20 protein-coding genes are annotated in these 13,820 nt (G+C 48.3%); 10 read left to right on the top strand and 10 right to left on the bottom strand.

Features of this window, described 5'->3' with window-relative positions; genetic code table 11:
• The first annotated feature begins 177 nt into the window (after positions 1-177).
• The gene (locus BUE76_RS18650) at positions 178-417 is read left to right on the top strand and encodes a hypothetical protein (protein ID WP_073045745.1); all 240 of its coding nucleotides are present in this window, start codon (positions 178-180) and stop codon (positions 415-417) included.
• An 86-nt stretch (positions 418-503) separates the two neighbouring features.
• On the opposite strand, the gene BUE76_RS18655 is transcribed toward BUE76_RS18650, so the two are convergent.
• Positions 504-995 carry a hypothetical protein gene (locus BUE76_RS18655; RefSeq protein ID WP_073045744.1) on the bottom strand — a complete coding sequence of 164 codons (492 nt, stop codon included), beginning with the start codon at positions 993-995 and terminating at the stop codon, positions 504-506.
• Positions 996-1,195: 200 nt separating this feature from the next.
• On the opposite strand from BUE76_RS18655, the gene BUE76_RS18660 reads away from it, so the two are divergent.
• The 5 genes from BUE76_RS18660 (at position 1,196) to BUE76_RS18680 (ending at position 4,526) form a co-directional block, all read left to right on the top strand.
• Positions 1,196-1,861 carry a YciE/YciF ferroxidase family protein gene (locus BUE76_RS18660; protein ID WP_245798400.1) on the top strand — a complete coding sequence of 222 codons (666 nt, stop codon included), beginning with the start codon at positions 1,196-1,198 and terminating at the stop codon, positions 1,859-1,861.
• A 195-nt stretch (positions 1,862-2,056) separates the two neighbouring features.
• On the top strand, positions 2,057-3,136 hold the full coding sequence (locus tag BUE76_RS18665) for a DNA topoisomerase IB (protein ID WP_073045742.1): 1,080 nt from the start codon (positions 2,057-2,059) through the stop codon (positions 3,134-3,136).
• A gap of 111 nt (positions 3,137-3,247) precedes the next feature.
• Complete coding sequence (locus BUE76_RS18670) at positions 3,248-3,715, top strand: PA2169 family four-helix-bundle protein (protein WP_073045827.1); 468 nt, start codon at positions 3,248-3,250, stop codon at positions 3,713-3,715.
• Between the two features lie 138 nt (positions 3,716-3,853).
• Positions 3,854-4,174: a hypothetical protein gene (locus BUE76_RS18675; RefSeq protein ID WP_073045740.1), complete on the top strand. Its 321-nt coding sequence runs from the start codon at positions 3,854-3,856 to the stop codon at positions 4,172-4,174.
• Positions 4,175-4,190: 16 nt separating this feature from the next.
• The gene (locus BUE76_RS18680) at positions 4,191-4,526 is read left to right on the top strand and encodes a four-helix bundle copper-binding protein (RefSeq protein ID WP_073045738.1); all 336 of its coding nucleotides are present in this window, start codon (positions 4,191-4,193) and stop codon (positions 4,524-4,526) included.
• Between the two features lie 9 nt (positions 4,527-4,535).
• Here the strand turns inward: BUE76_RS18680 and BUE76_RS24260 are convergent, their stop codons facing one another.
• The gene (locus BUE76_RS24260) at positions 4,536-4,682 is read right to left on the bottom strand and encodes a lmo0937 family membrane protein (protein ID WP_143157387.1); all 147 of its coding nucleotides are present in this window, start codon (positions 4,680-4,682) and stop codon (positions 4,536-4,538) included.
• A 123-nt stretch (positions 4,683-4,805) separates the two neighbouring features.
• Here BUE76_RS24260 and BUE76_RS18685 point away from each other — a divergent pair, with 123 nt between their 5' ends.
• Both BUE76_RS18685 and BUE76_RS18690 read left to right on the top strand, forming a co-directional pair.
• Entirely contained in the window at positions 4,806-5,729 is a 924-nt protein-coding gene (locus tag BUE76_RS18685; protein WP_073045735.1) for a YihY/virulence factor BrkB family protein, read from the top strand.
• 117 nt (positions 5,730-5,846) lie between these two features.
• Entirely contained in the window at positions 5,847-6,137 is a 291-nt protein-coding gene (locus BUE76_RS18690) for a PLDc N-terminal domain-containing protein (RefSeq protein WP_073045732.1), read from the top strand.
• Positions 6,138-6,271: 134 nt separating this feature from the next.
• Here the strand turns inward: BUE76_RS18690 and BUE76_RS18695 are convergent, their stop codons facing one another.
• The 4 genes from BUE76_RS18695 to BUE76_RS24265 all read right to left on the bottom strand — a co-directional run bounded on the left by BUE76_RS18695 (position 6,272) and on the right by BUE76_RS24265 (position 11,228).
• Positions 6,272-7,717: a hybrid sensor histidine kinase/response regulator gene (locus BUE76_RS18695; protein ID WP_073045729.1), complete on the bottom strand. Its 1,446-nt coding sequence runs from the start codon at positions 7,715-7,717 to the stop codon at positions 6,272-6,274.
• Positions 7,718-7,810: 93 nt separating this feature from the next.
• The gene (locus tag BUE76_RS18700) at positions 7,811-9,319 is read right to left on the bottom strand and encodes a sigma-54-dependent transcriptional regulator (protein WP_073045726.1); all 1,509 of its coding nucleotides are present in this window, start codon (positions 9,317-9,319) and stop codon (positions 7,811-7,813) included.
• A 51-nt stretch (positions 9,320-9,370) separates the two neighbouring features.
• Positions 9,371-10,792 (bottom strand): RNA polymerase factor sigma-54, encoded by a 1,422-nt coding sequence (gene rpoN / locus BUE76_RS18705; RefSeq protein ID WP_073045725.1) that lies wholly within the window; start codon positions 10,790-10,792, stop codon positions 9,371-9,373.
• Between the two features lie 217 nt (positions 10,793-11,009).
• The gene (locus BUE76_RS24265; protein ID WP_143157386.1) at positions 11,010-11,228 is read right to left on the bottom strand and encodes a hypothetical protein; all 219 of its coding nucleotides are present in this window, start codon (positions 11,226-11,228) and stop codon (positions 11,010-11,012) included.
• 161 nt (positions 11,229-11,389) lie between these two features.
• On the opposite strand from BUE76_RS24265, the gene BUE76_RS18710 reads away from it, so the two are divergent.
• Positions 11,390-11,557: a DUF1328 family protein gene (locus BUE76_RS18710; RefSeq protein WP_073045722.1), complete on the top strand. Its 168-nt coding sequence runs from the start codon at positions 11,390-11,392 to the stop codon at positions 11,555-11,557.
• A 74-nt stretch (positions 11,558-11,631) separates the two neighbouring features.
• Here the strand turns inward: BUE76_RS18710 and BUE76_RS18715 are convergent, their stop codons facing one another.
• The 4 genes from BUE76_RS18715 to BUE76_RS18730 all read right to left on the bottom strand — a co-directional run bounded on the left by BUE76_RS18715 (position 11,632) and on the right by BUE76_RS18730 (position 13,122).
• On the bottom strand, positions 11,632-11,865 hold the full coding sequence (locus BUE76_RS18715; protein WP_073045719.1) for a hypothetical protein: 234 nt from the start codon (positions 11,863-11,865) through the stop codon (positions 11,632-11,634).
• Between the two features lie 134 nt (positions 11,866-11,999).
• A complete protein-coding gene (locus BUE76_RS18720; protein WP_073045717.1) occupies positions 12,000-12,473 on the bottom strand; it encodes a hypothetical protein in 474 nt (157 codons plus the stop codon).
• A complete protein-coding gene (locus tag BUE76_RS18725; protein WP_073045714.1) occupies positions 12,463-12,807 on the bottom strand; it encodes a phage holin family protein in 345 nt (114 codons plus the stop codon). The genes BUE76_RS18720 and BUE76_RS18725 overlap by 11 nt, the downstream gene beginning before the upstream one ends.
• Before the next feature lie 69 nt (positions 12,808-12,876).
• A complete protein-coding gene (locus BUE76_RS18730) occupies positions 12,877-13,122 on the bottom strand; it encodes a YtxH domain-containing protein (protein WP_073045711.1) in 246 nt (81 codons plus the stop codon).
• Between the two features lie 208 nt (positions 13,123-13,330).
• On the opposite strand from BUE76_RS18730, the gene BUE76_RS18735 reads away from it, so the two are divergent.
• Positions 13,331-13,675: a response regulator gene (locus tag BUE76_RS18735; RefSeq protein ID WP_073045709.1), complete on the top strand. Its 345-nt coding sequence runs from the start codon at positions 13,331-13,333 to the stop codon at positions 13,673-13,675.
• Positions 13,676-13,820 lie beyond the last annotated feature (145 nt).

A 13,820-nucleotide genomic window follows, 5' to 3' on the forward strand; every position in this document is an offset into this window, starting at 1 on the left:
GCACTGCACTATGTGTGCGCGTACACACATTAATAAACTACAAATCCTGTTTCGGGGTGCACTTAAGTAAGTCTATCCAAAATCGCATCCCTGCTCCGGCACCTCTCACAAGCATGTTTTCAATTGGCATGGTAGTTTCACAATTACCTGAAACCATTTTTAACCCAATACAGCATTATGGAACAGGATAAAGACAAAATGATCCCGGACGACAACAGCCAGAACCGCGGCGACCTGGAGCCAGGCCGTGGCGACCGCAACCTGCTTTCCAACACCCGCGACGAAGCACCTATTGACCAGGATTCGGTGCAAACAAGCGGTTCCTATTCTTCGGATGGTGATGAAACTTATGAAGACGAGGACATGGACGATCCCGACTATTATGAAAAGCGTGCAGGGGATGATGTGCGCAAGTAAACCGCCAGGGTAAAAAATTAAAAGCTGCAGTTGCCTGCAGCTTTTTTTATGGTATGTAGCCATAATCAGTAAGCTCCGCATCCGCCTCAGGAAACCGAAAAGTTTGAATCGGCAGCAGCATAGCCACCGGCTGAATGCCGGAACCAGGAGAACAGGTTCTGCTTGCGCACATTCCACCACGAGTGCGTATGGGCACCTTCACATTCCTGGTAGTCGGCTCCCTCCATTTTTACTTTCAGCAATACCCGGTCGGTGTGAACAGGAAGGGCTGCCAGTTGCGAAATTGCCAAAATCTCCTCCGGGTCGGTAACAATCCAGGCACTGCCCGACACCTGTAAATAGCTGAGGGCACCCTTGCGGTAGAAATCCAACCGTACAGGAAAGCCGTTTTCAAATGCAGCAATATCCTGCTTCGGCTTTTGCACCCAGAACCATATATAACCATATTCATCCAGCTGCGGGTTGCTGACAAGTGCGGTGGGAAATTTCAGCACAGAATCGCTCAGGTTAAACAAGAGGGCATGCCCGAGCTCCTGGACTTTCTGCTGCAGAAAATGCAGCTGGTGATTGGCTTGCATAACGGTTCTTTTTGATTAATGAGGGGGTAAATAACCCCATCCAAATTGAATACCACAAAGCACCACAACAAGGAGTGCATATAAGGCTGCAATGGGTGGGTAAAATCATCTACAGCACACCTTGCAAACCGTTTATAGGTGTGGCCTAATTTTTTTTGTTCCTCCCGATTAAATCTTCATTAATTCAAAATCATCCTCTTATGGCAAAAGCTACCAAGCCGGCAGGTAAAAGCGCCGCGGCCACTAAAACTACAGCAGGCAAAAGCATGATGTCGAAAGGCGTTGCATCGAAGGGTGCTGCGCAAAAAAGCACCAGCACCAAACAGGCAGGATCTAAGACCGGCGCAAGCCGTCCGGGCAAATCGGAAGAAACCAAACTGAGGGAATTGTTTGTTGAAGAACTCAAGGACCTGTATTATGCCGAGAAGCTCCTGCTGAAAACAATGCCTAAGCTTGCAAAAGCGGCTACTTCAGAAGAATTGCGGATGGCTTACCAGCAACACATCACCGAAAGCGAAGGCCAGGTAGAGCGCCTCAACCAGGTGTTTGAACAACTGGGCATGAGCCCCAAGGCTAAAAAATGTGAAGCAATGACCGGCCTGGTTCAGGAAGCAGAACATGCTATTTCTGATACCGACAAGGGCACTGCTACCCGCGATGCCGCGCTGATCATTTCTTCGCAAAAAGCAGAACATTACGAGATCGCTTCTTATGGCAGCCTGATGGCGCTGGCCAAAGTAATGGGCGAAAATCAGGTTGCCCAGCTATTGAGCCAGAACCTCCAGGAAGAGAAAAACACCGACGAAAAACTCTCCCAGCTTGCGGAAAGCACCATCAATATTAAAGCAGAAGCCGAACCCCAATAGGCAACTGCAACATTAGTGATGAAAGCCGGGCGCTATTGAGGTGTCTGGCTTTTTATTTTACCATCCTAGCAGATCAGGGTTGCAAGGGGTTGCAGCAAAGCTGGCAATAACACATGTTGACACATGCACATTTTACCAACTACACCATAACCCCTTGCAGCCAGGATCAGCACTTCGATATCTAACCAGGTTCGTATGGAAACACCATCCCTCTCGCACAAACAGTTCCTTAAAATAGATAAGGATTACACTAAAGCAGCTAAGGTTGCCGACCTGCATTATGTAAATGACCGTGACCCCGGCATCAAACGCAACCGAAAAGGCGAAGGTTTTACCTACACCCTGGAAGGAAAAACAGTAAAGGATAAGGAAACCCTTGAGCGCATCCGCAAACTGGCCATACCCCCGGCCTGGACCGATGTATGGATTTGTGCGCAGGACAACGGCCATATACAGGCTACTGGCATTGATGGCAAGGGCCGCAAACAATATCGTTACCACGCAGCATGGCACCTCCTGCGCAATGAAACCAAGTTTCACCGCATGTTTGAATTTGGCAAACTGCTGCCCTCCCTCCGGCTACAACTGGAAGAAGACCTTGCCCGCAAAGAGCTGCCTGAAGAAAAGGTGATTGCCACGGTCATCAGCCTGATGGAACGCACCTTTATCAGGGTAGGCAGCAACGATTACGAAAAGCTTTATGGCTCTTATGGGCTTACCACCTTTAAAGACAAACACGTAAAGATTGAAGGCGACAAAATGCACTTTTCGTTTCGGGGCAAGAAAGGCGTGGACCACAGCATCAGCCTCAAAAACCGGCGGCTTGCCCGGGCCGTCCAGGCCTGCCGCGACCTGCCCGGCAAGGAGTTGTTCCAGTATGTGGATGCAGATGGCAACCGCAAAACCATTGATTCGGGAAAAGTAAATGCATACATCAAACAGGCTACAGGTGGCGATTTTTCGGCCAAGGATTTTCGCACCTGGGCAGGCACCCTTAGCGCCCTTCGTGCCTTTTGCAATATGACCGAAGTAAGCAGCGACTCCGAACTGAAAAAGAACGTGGTGCAGGCGCTGGACGAAGTGAGCAAGCAACTGGGTAATACCCGCACCGTTTGCAAAAAATATTATGTACACCCGGGCATCATCAGGCTGTATGAAGAACAGGGCTTGAACAAGTACCTGAAAGAACTGGATGCCATTGAAGAAACCGATGAACTGACCGGCCTCACTTCTGAAGAAAGGGTGCTGATGAAGATATTGACGGCATTGGTGTAAGGAATTTGGGACTGGGATTTTCAATCGCGCACCCTTTCAGCAACCCAAAATCATAAATCCGGAAACCCCTGGGGGTACAATTTTTTAATGCAAAGCCTCAAACGCTCTACCATGGAAAGAAATGAAAAAGTGATCGGTCTGCTGAACGACCTGGTGCGCATCAACAACGACCGGGTGGTAGGCTACCAAAAGGCCATTGAGGAACTGAAGCCGGAAGATGCCGACCTGGCCACCCTCTTTGAACGCTATACCATGGAAAGCAAGCAATACCTTACGGAGCTGAATACAACCGTACACGACATGGGTGGCACGGCAGCTACCGACACCACCAAGTCGGGCAAAGTGTACCGCGTTTGGATGGACCTCAAAGCAACCCTGAGCGGCAAAGACCGCAAGGCTATTTTGGACAACTGTGAATTTGGTGAAGATGCTGCGCAAAAAGCCTACGACCTTGCATTGAACTCGGATACCGAACTCGATCCAATGACACGGGAACTGATTGTAAACCAAAAAGCCGCATTGCGCAAAAGCCACGACGAGGTAAAACACCTCCGCGATTTGCACAAAATCGGACATTGAGCATTTGCATACTCAGGCTGTTGTGCCTCCTACTCAATTTAGCAACAGCCTGCATACCCTTAGCATATAAACAAAGCATGGCCTGCCTTTCTTAAAAAATGGCAGGCTATTTTATTTACACCTACGCAAACGACAATTATGTTGTTCATCAATCCCAATACCCTACCCTACCAGAAAAGCCTCACCACCTGCCTCAACAGGGCTACACAGGAAGGATATATAGAGGAGTTTTACCTGCACCAGGAGGAACTCCGTACCAGGTCGGGCAACAGACGATACGAAATTGGAGATGTAGAGGTACTCAACTGCTTTCATTTTGAAGGCAAAGGACAGGAAGGTGAAGAAGCTTATTTATTAATCATGCAAACAGCCGATGGCACCAAGGGCACCCTGGTAACCAGCGGTGAGGACCTCAATGGTTTTGCCGCCTCCCTGTTTCAAAATTGCCAACGCCATTAAACCCCCATCCAGCCGTATGAATGGTATCAGCCTGCAAAGAAATAACTGCCTGCAAACATGGATTGTTTGCGAAAACCTGTTGGCAGCGCTTCATCAAAAAAGCTTACCCGGCCAGCAGCAATTGGAAAAGGTTGTAGACGAATGTGCCCTCATTTGCATGGAAACATGGCAGGCCCTCAGCAGCCGCTGTACCGAAGCCCGCAAACTGGTACTCTTGTGTATTGGCATTTGTGAGGAATGTGCCGAAGCATGCAAGCCCTACACCGATCCACAGGTGCAACAATGCGCCAACTGGTGCCGGAGATGTGGTGACAGCTTTACCCAACTGGCTGCCGCACTTACCTACGGCTAAACACAACCTTCAGGAACGGCGGATAATGCCAAATAAAAAAGCAATGATGGCCAGTATAAACAACAGGTGTATCATGCCACCTGCACGCCAGTAAAAAGCTCCCAGGGCCCAGCCCACCAACAACAGCACTGCAAGAACATACAACAAGCTGCGCATTAGTAAAGATTTTGTACTTTCCAAATGCAGAAAAAATGCTGCCACCAACCAACAGCAGCCGGCCGTTTTATCTGAACGGGTTACGGCAGTTTTCAGGCAGGTCTATTTTTCGAACCCCCAACCATGAAGCGGATCAAAAAAGCAGGTAGTGTTTTGCGCAACACCATACAGGGATTTATTGATGATAATGCCCTCAAGTTATCCGCTTCCCTGAGCTATTATACCACTTTTGCTATTGGCCCCCTGCTCATTCTTATCATGTCGCTGGCAGGCGCATTCTTTGGCCGCGATGCGGTGGAAGGCCGCATCTACCACCAGATAAGAGGATTGGTGGGCAGTGAAGCTGCATTACAAGTACAACAAATCATCATCAATATCCAGCAATCGGAAGCTACTACCGTGGGTACCATCATCGGCGGTGTGGTACTCTTTATTGGTGCTACCGGGGTTTTTACCGAAATGCAGGATTCCATCAATTATATCTGGTCGGTAAAGGCAAAACCCCGCAAGGGCTGGCTCAAGTTCCTGATCAACCGGCTCATTTCTTTTTCCCTCATTGTTGGCATTTCCTTTATCCTGCTGGTGTCGCTTGTGGTTAATGCTTTGCTCAACCTGATGAGCGACAAACTGGGTCGCATTTTACCACACTACTCCGTACAGTTTATTTATGTTATCAATTCGGTGATCATTGTCATTGTCATCAGCCTGCTCTTTGCCGTCATCTTCAAGGTGCTGCCTGATGCCATCATTGCCTGGAAAGACGCCTTTGTAGGGGCGCTGTTTACCGCACTGCTGTTCCTGGTAGGCAAGTTCATCATTGGATATTACCTGGGCAATTCCAAGCTTGGCTTTACTTATGGCACGGCAGCTTCCATTATTATCATCTTATCCTGGGTTTATTACTCGGCTATCATCTTGTACTTCGGCGCCGAATTCACCAAAATGTTCGCCCTGTCGCATGGCGCAGGTATCAAGCCCAAGGATACTGCCGTTTTTATCATTAAAAAAGAAGCTAAGGAAATCCCGCCCTCCTACCTGGAGACCTAAAGCACTACAATCGGGATTGTTATAATACAGGGCGCAACAACTGTATGAGCGCACAAGTGGCATAGATTTTTGAGTAAAAGGAACGGATCCTCATCCCTGCTACTCAAAACTTCTTGTATGAAAAACACTAAACATCCGGCATTCATCATTGGACTGGTCAGCATTGTTTTATTTATTATCGGGGCGGTAATCAAATCGCAAGGCTATAGGATAGGTGATTATATTGCCATCTTTTCAGTATTACTGGGCGGTGTGCATTGGATCTGGAGCATTGTGGATGTTGCCACCCGCAAAGACCTGAAGCCTTTCCAAAAAAGGTTCTGGCTTATTGCCGTAGTTGCGGCCCCCGCTATTGGTGGAATGATCTTCTACATCATGCACCAGCGTGCGGGCAGGTTGACGACGTAGGGAAGTCTGAAAAGCCAGGAAAGACAGTAAAGAAGGAAAAGACAACACCTAAATAAAAAGAGCCCGGCAGGATAGTAAAATCAAGTACTATCTTGCCGGGCTTTTATATTTTCTCTCCTGTCTCCCGCCTTTCCCTACGCCGATGGAAACGTTATCACAAAGGTCGTTCCCTCACCCACAATTGATGATACATCAATGTGTGCTTTGTGGGCCTGTAAAATGTTGAGGGTAGCTGCCAGGCCTAAACCCATACCGTTTCGCTTGGAAGTAAAATAAGGCTCAAACAAACGCGAAAGATTTTCTTCCGGAATACCACTGCCATTATCGCGAATGCTCACCTTGTGCAGCAGGCCGTTGGTTTCCATTTCTATTTCCAGTTCGCCTTCGTTCACTGCCATTGCCTCTACGGCATTGATGATGATGTTGAGAAAAGCGATCTTCAGCTTTTCGGGGTTGCCCATGATCCAGCAAGGTTCATCGCAATAACTTATTTGCATGTTGGTGCGCTGCAGCGTAATGCGGTCCATGGCTTCTGCAATACTGTCGTCCATCACCGTTTGCAACACACAACGTTCGAAGCTTAGCTCTGAAGGCCGTGAAGAGTCGAGCAGTTCAGTGATCAGGTCGCCAATGCGTTTGCTGTTGCGCTGGATAATATCCAAGTAGAGCGGTGCTTCTTCTACTTCAAGGCCATGCCCAAGCTGCTCTACCGACATGTTGATATTGTTCAGCGGGTTGCGTACTTCGTGGGCAAGGGTACGCACCAGGCGGCCTGTTGCAGCCAGTTTCTCCACCAGCAGGTTGGCCCGTTCAGCCTTTTTCATGTTGGTAATATCATGTATGAGGCCCTGGTACTGCATATCTACCGTACCCTCTGTAGTAAGCATAGCTGAAAAAATACAGCTCTTCTTTTCGCCGCCATTTGTCAGCAGTTCCAGTTCAATATCATTGATCTCTCCTTCACGTTGAAGGATCCGCTGTAAGGTGCGTCGTTCGGCATCGTCTTCCACCAGGTCAAAAACGCTCATACCCGAAAGGTCTTCGCGGCTATAACCCAGAAGATCGGAAGTAGCCTGGTTCATATCCCGGAAGCGCAGGTCCTTACTGGCAATGAAAACCGCATCTTTCGAAAGCTCAAAGATGCTGCGGTATTTGCGTTCGTTGGCACGCAAGGCTTTTACATATGCTGTACGTTCAAGCGCATACCGGATACAACGCTCTAGCTTGTCAACATTCAGTTCTGTCTTTACGAGGTAATCGGTGGCGCCCATCTGCATGGCCTGTATATCGATGGACTTATTGCCCTTGCCGGTGAGCAGTACAATGGGTTCTTCGCAGCCCACAGCAACGGCTTCCTTAAGGAAATCGATACCTGTTTTAGCACCCAGCCGGTAGTCTACGAAGTACATATCATAAGCCCTGTTCTGAACCAACTGAATGGCATCAGAAAACCGGTAACTCCAGTCTACTTTGAGGGCGTATTCCTGTATCTGTTTGAGGTATTCGGAGGTGATGAAAAAATCATCCTCATCATCATCAATGATTAGTATGCGGACGGGCTTGTTTGTTTGTTCACTCATCAAAAAAGATTCTAACCAGGGTAAGGTAAAACAAGTTGCCGGTTGCCGTTCACCGCTTTTCAGTGGCAATCGGCAACCGGCATATAGAAGTCATTACTGGTTGTTAAACTCCTGGTACTGCTTCATTTTATTGTACAGTGTTTTGCGGTCTATGTTGAGCAGCTTTGCGGCCTTGCTTTTATTGAAATTTACTTTCTTCAGCGCTTTTAAAATCATCTCATATTCGGCGTCAATGCTGGCACCTTTAAGGGTTGTTTCAGAAAGCGTGCGGGCAGGCTCGGGTGCTTCCTCCCGCACCGGGGCAGGCATGGCCACCACCGAAGGAGCGGGCTCGGGACTTTTTTCAAACTGCAGCTTGTTGAAATGCGAAATCTCAAAAGGCAGCGAGGTAGCTTCTATCTGTTCACCATCACTCAACAGGGTTGCGCGCTTGATGACGTTCTTCAATTCGCGGAGGTTGCCATACCATACATAAGAGCGGAAGATCTGCTCTACCTCGGGGCTCAGGCGCCGGATGTTTTTACCCAGTTCAATATTGGTTTGATCGAGGAAGTGAGTAGCAAACAACATAATGTCATCGGGTCGCTGCCGCAGCGGTGGCACATCAATGCTGAATTCGTTGAAGCGGTGGAATAAATCCTCGCGGAACTTACCCTTGCGGGCAGCATCCCAAAGCTTTTCGTTGGAAGCCACAATAATGCGTACATCCAGTTCGGTATCTTTTGTGCCACCAATACGGCGCATTTTGCGTTCCTGTACTACGCGCAGGAGCGATACCTGGATATCGTATCCCAGGTTGGCAACTTCATCCAGGAAAATGGTACCACCATTTGCCAGTTCAAAAGAACCGATCTTCTGGTTGAGGGCACCGGTAAAGGATCCTTTTTCGTGGCCAAACAGTTCGCTGCCTGCCAGTTCCTTGGACAGGGCACCGCAGTCGATAGCAACAAAGGGTTTGTTCTTCCGTTTGCTGCGCTTGTGAATTTCCTGTGCAATAGCTTCCTTACCACTGCCGCTCTCACCATAAATGATAACGGTATAGTTAGTAGGTGCCACCAGGTCAATCTGCTGCAGGATGGTGCGGAAAACAGCCGAATCGCCAAAGATATAATCACCCGAATGCAGTACCTGTGGTCTTGGCTCTTTGTTTACAGCCGGGGCAGCAGTAGCGGTGGCAGCAGTAGCAGCGGTGGAGTCTTTTTCAACCGGAGCAACTACATGGCGGGGCTCATGGGCAGCCGGCTCGGAAGCCAGTGCCTTTTTGATGGTAATTAAGATCTCATCGGGGAAAAGGGGCTTGGTGATATAGTCGTAAGCACCCATTTTCATCACTTCAACCGCAATCTTAATATCACTGTAGCCGGTGATGATGATTACGGGCATATATGGATAACGATCCTTGATCTTTCCAAGCAACACATTACCTTCCATGTCTTCGAGCCTGAAATCGCACATGATCAGGTCGGGCTCTACTTCTTCCAGTAACTCAAGCGATTTTTTTCCGGTATAGGATTCCAGTACTTCGTAGCCATGGCGGGTAAGAAAACGTTTCAACAACAGACACATGTCTCTGTCGTCATCAATGATCAGGATTTTTTGCATTTTACTTGGGTTTCTATGGTTCGTATTGGTATCTAAATTAGGGCTTTGCCGTTATGCCCACAAGCTGCGTACATGCGATACCGGAATCTGCAGCTGCTCGCGGTACTTAGCCACCGTACGGCGTGCTACCGAAAAGCCTTTTTGTGAAAGTATGGTAACCAATTGCTGGTCAGTGTATGGATTGTGCTTGTCTTCTGTTTCAATCACTTCTTCAATGGCCGATTGTATCACTTTATTGGAAATCACTTGTCCCTTCTCGTTAGCAATACCTTCGGTAAACAAATCTTTCAGCAGGATGAGGCCAAAGGGGGTTTCCGCGTATTTGTTGCAGGTGATCCGGCTTACAGTAGAAATATCCACGCCAACCATCTCCGCCACATTTTTCAGGATCATGGGCTGCAGCTGGTTGATATCGCCGGTAAGGAAATAGTTATACTGGATATGTACAATGGAGCGCATGATCTTGAGCATGGTGGCTTCGCGCTGTTGCACGGCATGGATAAACCATTGTGCCGACTGCAACTTGTTCTTGAGGTACTGCACCGCGCTTTTATCGGTATTTACCTTGGTATTGTTGTCGGCCATCTGCTTCCAGGTGCCATTGATGTTCAGGCTTTCGCTGCGGTGGCGATACAACATCACTTCTATATCCTCGCCATTCCTGTTTACAATAAAGTCAGGCAGGATGTTCTGGTTCATCTGGATACCATCCTGAGCCTCGCAAATAGGCTTCATCTTCAGGGTGGCAATCAGCTGCAATACGATCTTTAGCTCCTCCTCATCTATGTGGAGGCAATGCTTAATCTTATCCATATTGCGGTTGTGCAGGTCTGTGAAATGATCTTCCAGCAGCCGCACGGCCATCCGCACATCAGGCCTTTTGTTATTGAACTTACGCAACTGCAACAACAGGCACTCACGAATGCTCCGGGCGCCGATGCCTACAGGCTCCAGCTCCTGGATCTTGAACACAATGCGGTTGATTTCATCAACTTCGATCCACTTGTTCATGCGGAAGGAAAAGTCTTCCGCCAGGTCCTCGGGCTTTTGCTCCATGATGCCATAATCATTGAACGAATCAATGATAAAGGAAGCCAACTCCGCTTCAGCCTCATTGTCGCATCCCAACTGGTATTGCTCCTTCAGTCCTTTTCGGTAATCGTAATGCCCTACAATGGGCCGCTCAGGCAATTTATCATTATGCAGGTAATTGCCGTATTCCAGCTTATAATCGGGGATATCGTCGTAGCCGTATTCTTCCCAGTCCTGATAATCCTGCACCGAATCCTTATTGTACTTGTCGGCTAGAGGTTCGAAATCATTCTTTTGATCTTCCAGCAGCGGGTTTTCTTCCAACTCCTGCGCAATGCGTTGTTCCAACTCAAGGGTGTTGAGGTGAAAGAAGTTGAGCAGTTGAATTTGCTGGGGTAAGATCTTCAGCTTCTGCTTTTGGGCTAAACGTTGATTGATCATGCTGGTGAGTTTGGCGTATGGAAAAATGCAACCACTCCTGCCCTGTTACACAGGGTAAAAAAGCAGGACTGGTGTTTTACTATCAGGCTAACAACTCCTTTCAGGGTGCTTTAAGCCGGCAAGAGGTTGCCCAGTTGAGGAACTATTTCCCCACTGGGAAGACATCAGCTGTCCGGCAGCATTCATTATAACAGTTCTGTTTGGAAAAGGCAACGACTTACTCACCAACGATTCCTTCAAACACTGGGTCGTGCCGCTCGTAAAAGCCTGCGGGTACCTGTTGAAAAGAAGTGCCCGCTGATGCCGGGTCGCCAACAACCCGCTCTGTAGAAGCAAATTTTGTTTCTGTTGGTAGTGATGGACAACCTGTGTACAGGTATTGAAAAGTTTGGGGCAGCATCATTTCATCTGCAGTTATTTCTTGTTGCCGGTGCATAGTTCAGGGATATACCCCAATGGGTGAAAAAACTGTACCATTTTTTACCATATACCCCAATGTGCGGGCACTACCTACTACGGGTAACCCCTGAGGTTAGGCATTGGTATAATTCTTCCCTTAAAAACCCCGTAGATCTTAACCTTTAAAAACACCCAACCATGTTACGCTGGACAGTTATTTTTCTCGTGGTGGCCATCATTGCCGCCATCTTTGGTTTTGGCGGTATTGCAGCTGGTGCTGCTTCCATTGCCAAGATCCTATTCTTTATTTTCCTCGTGCTTTTCATTATTTCTTTAGTTGCCGGCGGCCTCCGAAAAGTAGATTGATCCAGGCTTGCCCAAGGCTATTCCTACCCATTAAAAAGGGTGCACGATGTGCACCCTTTTTAATGGGTAGAAACCTAATCGTTTACCACATCGTCGCTGTTCGCACCCAATTCCGATTGGGAGGGCCGGTTTACGATCCGGTTGTTTTCCTGTTCGTTTACAATCACTTTTTCATCAGCCCTGGGATCGGAAGGGCGGGCGTCGGCCAATGCATCATCGCCGCCTTCACGGCCCAAATGGTCCGCATTGTTCTGGTTGGGCTCTTTTCTATTGGGACCGGTGCTGGGATCGTAGTTGTTGTATGGCATAGGACAGTGTTTATGACAAAGGCGTAAAAACCGTACCGGTAAGTGATGCTGCACCAAAATAAAAAGGTTCCAGCAAGGCAACCCAAAGGGAATGCTTTACTGAAACCAATCAACCAATCAAAAAGGTTTATATACTATTCGGTGCCGGATGCGGTGCTTGCCGAACCGGTGAAGCCAGGGCGGTAAAAGCGGGGATCCACATCCTGTGCTGAGTATTCCGCTGATGCAGGCGGCTTGGGTCGAAACTTCTGCATCCAGGAATTGACGCGGGCTATCAGGGCATCCCGTTTTTCCTCTGTAATGATGTGTGAAGCATAGTTCTTCACCAGGTAAGGAATAGCGATTTTGGTAAACCAGCCAGCCCTTGCCAGCAGGAAGCGGCGCAGCAGCAGGTCCAAACCGAATTCCAGGCCGAAGTTGGCGAAGGGGCCCGTCTGGTCGCGGGTAGAAAGTTTGCTCACAAAGTTGAAGGCATTACCTACCGGCTTCAGTCCCTGGCGCACGCCCACAAAATCTTGCCGCATCAGGTTTTCGTGCCCTTTGAGGATGGCGAGCAGGCGCTTTTCTTCTTCCAGCAGGTCTTCGTATGTGCGGATTTTAGGATTCATATACTTTGCTGATGATGGTGTTTCTGATCCAGGGCACAATTACCTTTTTGCGCAGCGCAAAAATGAGTACCAACAAGAGGAGGAAAAAGCCGGCAACGATAAAGAACCCGGCCGCATTGCTATTGAGTACCGTAGAAAGCCACCAGGCAATACCGGTAAACAGGAAGATCATAAAAAAAACGGTAAGCAGCACGGCGGTAACACCGATGGCCGCACCTGCTGCCGCCGTTGAGGCGCTGGCAGTGGCTTTGGCTTTGGCCAGCTGCACATAGGTTTGGGCATAATCGGTAGCGTGTTGCTTCAGGCTGGTAAAGTTGGTCTTAAGGTCCTCCATATATGCGATGGGTTTATGCAGGAAAAAAGCAGCAGGCCATTGGGCCTGCTGATCAGTTGGGGCCGTAGCTTACAGATAATCGTCTGCCTTGTTGGCCAGACGGCGGCCGTTCATTTTACCCTTGGTCTTGGCGGTGGTAAGCTGCCCTTTGGCATTTGCCAACAGGTCGCCTACAGAAGAGGCCCAACCACCGGCAGTACGGGTGATATTACGACGGGTAGCGTTTCCGCTATCGGGGGCCAGCAACATACCGATGGCTACACCAGCTGCGGCGGCACCCACAATGCCCAGGATCAGTTTTGTTCTTTGCGTCATGACTTTGGTATTTTAAGGTTAATCAATCAATTCCGGTTATCCTTGTAAAATATCATACCAAACAACATGTATAAGCGAAGTAGTAAGGCGGCAAATGCATGAGTAAAAAACTCTACAGGAAATTAGCGCTTTTTGTTAAATGGAACTTTGTTCTTTTGTAAAGCTTTTTGGTACAAAAATTAATACATAGCATTCGTATTCCCCCAATATGAACCCACGGAAAAAAGTGCTTATCATAGACGATGAAGTAGACTTATGCCTCCTGATGCGGCAATATTTCCTTCGTAAGAACTACGAAGTATATATATCCCACACCCTTCAGGATGGCATGAAGCGCCTCCACGAGACCATACCCGACTATTTACTGATTGACTATAACCTGCCCGATGGGCTGGGTTGGGACAAGCTGCCGGAGATGTATGCCCAGTACCCAAATATTCAGTACCACCTGATCAGTGCTTTCCGCCCTACCATGCCCAACGAGCTGGATGGCGCCAAGCTTACCATTTGGGAAAAGCCGATCAGTTTGAAAGCTTTGGATAATTTCTTTTAAGCAACCCTTGCTTCCCTAAGGGGAAACTTAGGTACAAGTGTTCGCCTAAGTTGTAAAAAACTTTAGGATGTAGTTGCTTTAATAAACAACGCCCCTCTGCTTTGGAGGGGCGTTGTTTATTAAAAGTATGTTTGACCTAAGTTCC

Origin of the sequence: Cnuella takakiae, from assembly GCF_001953305.1 — a bacterium.
Taxonomy (GTDB): domain Bacteria; phylum Bacteroidota; class Bacteroidia; order Chitinophagales; family Chitinophagaceae; genus Flavisolibacter; species Flavisolibacter takakiae.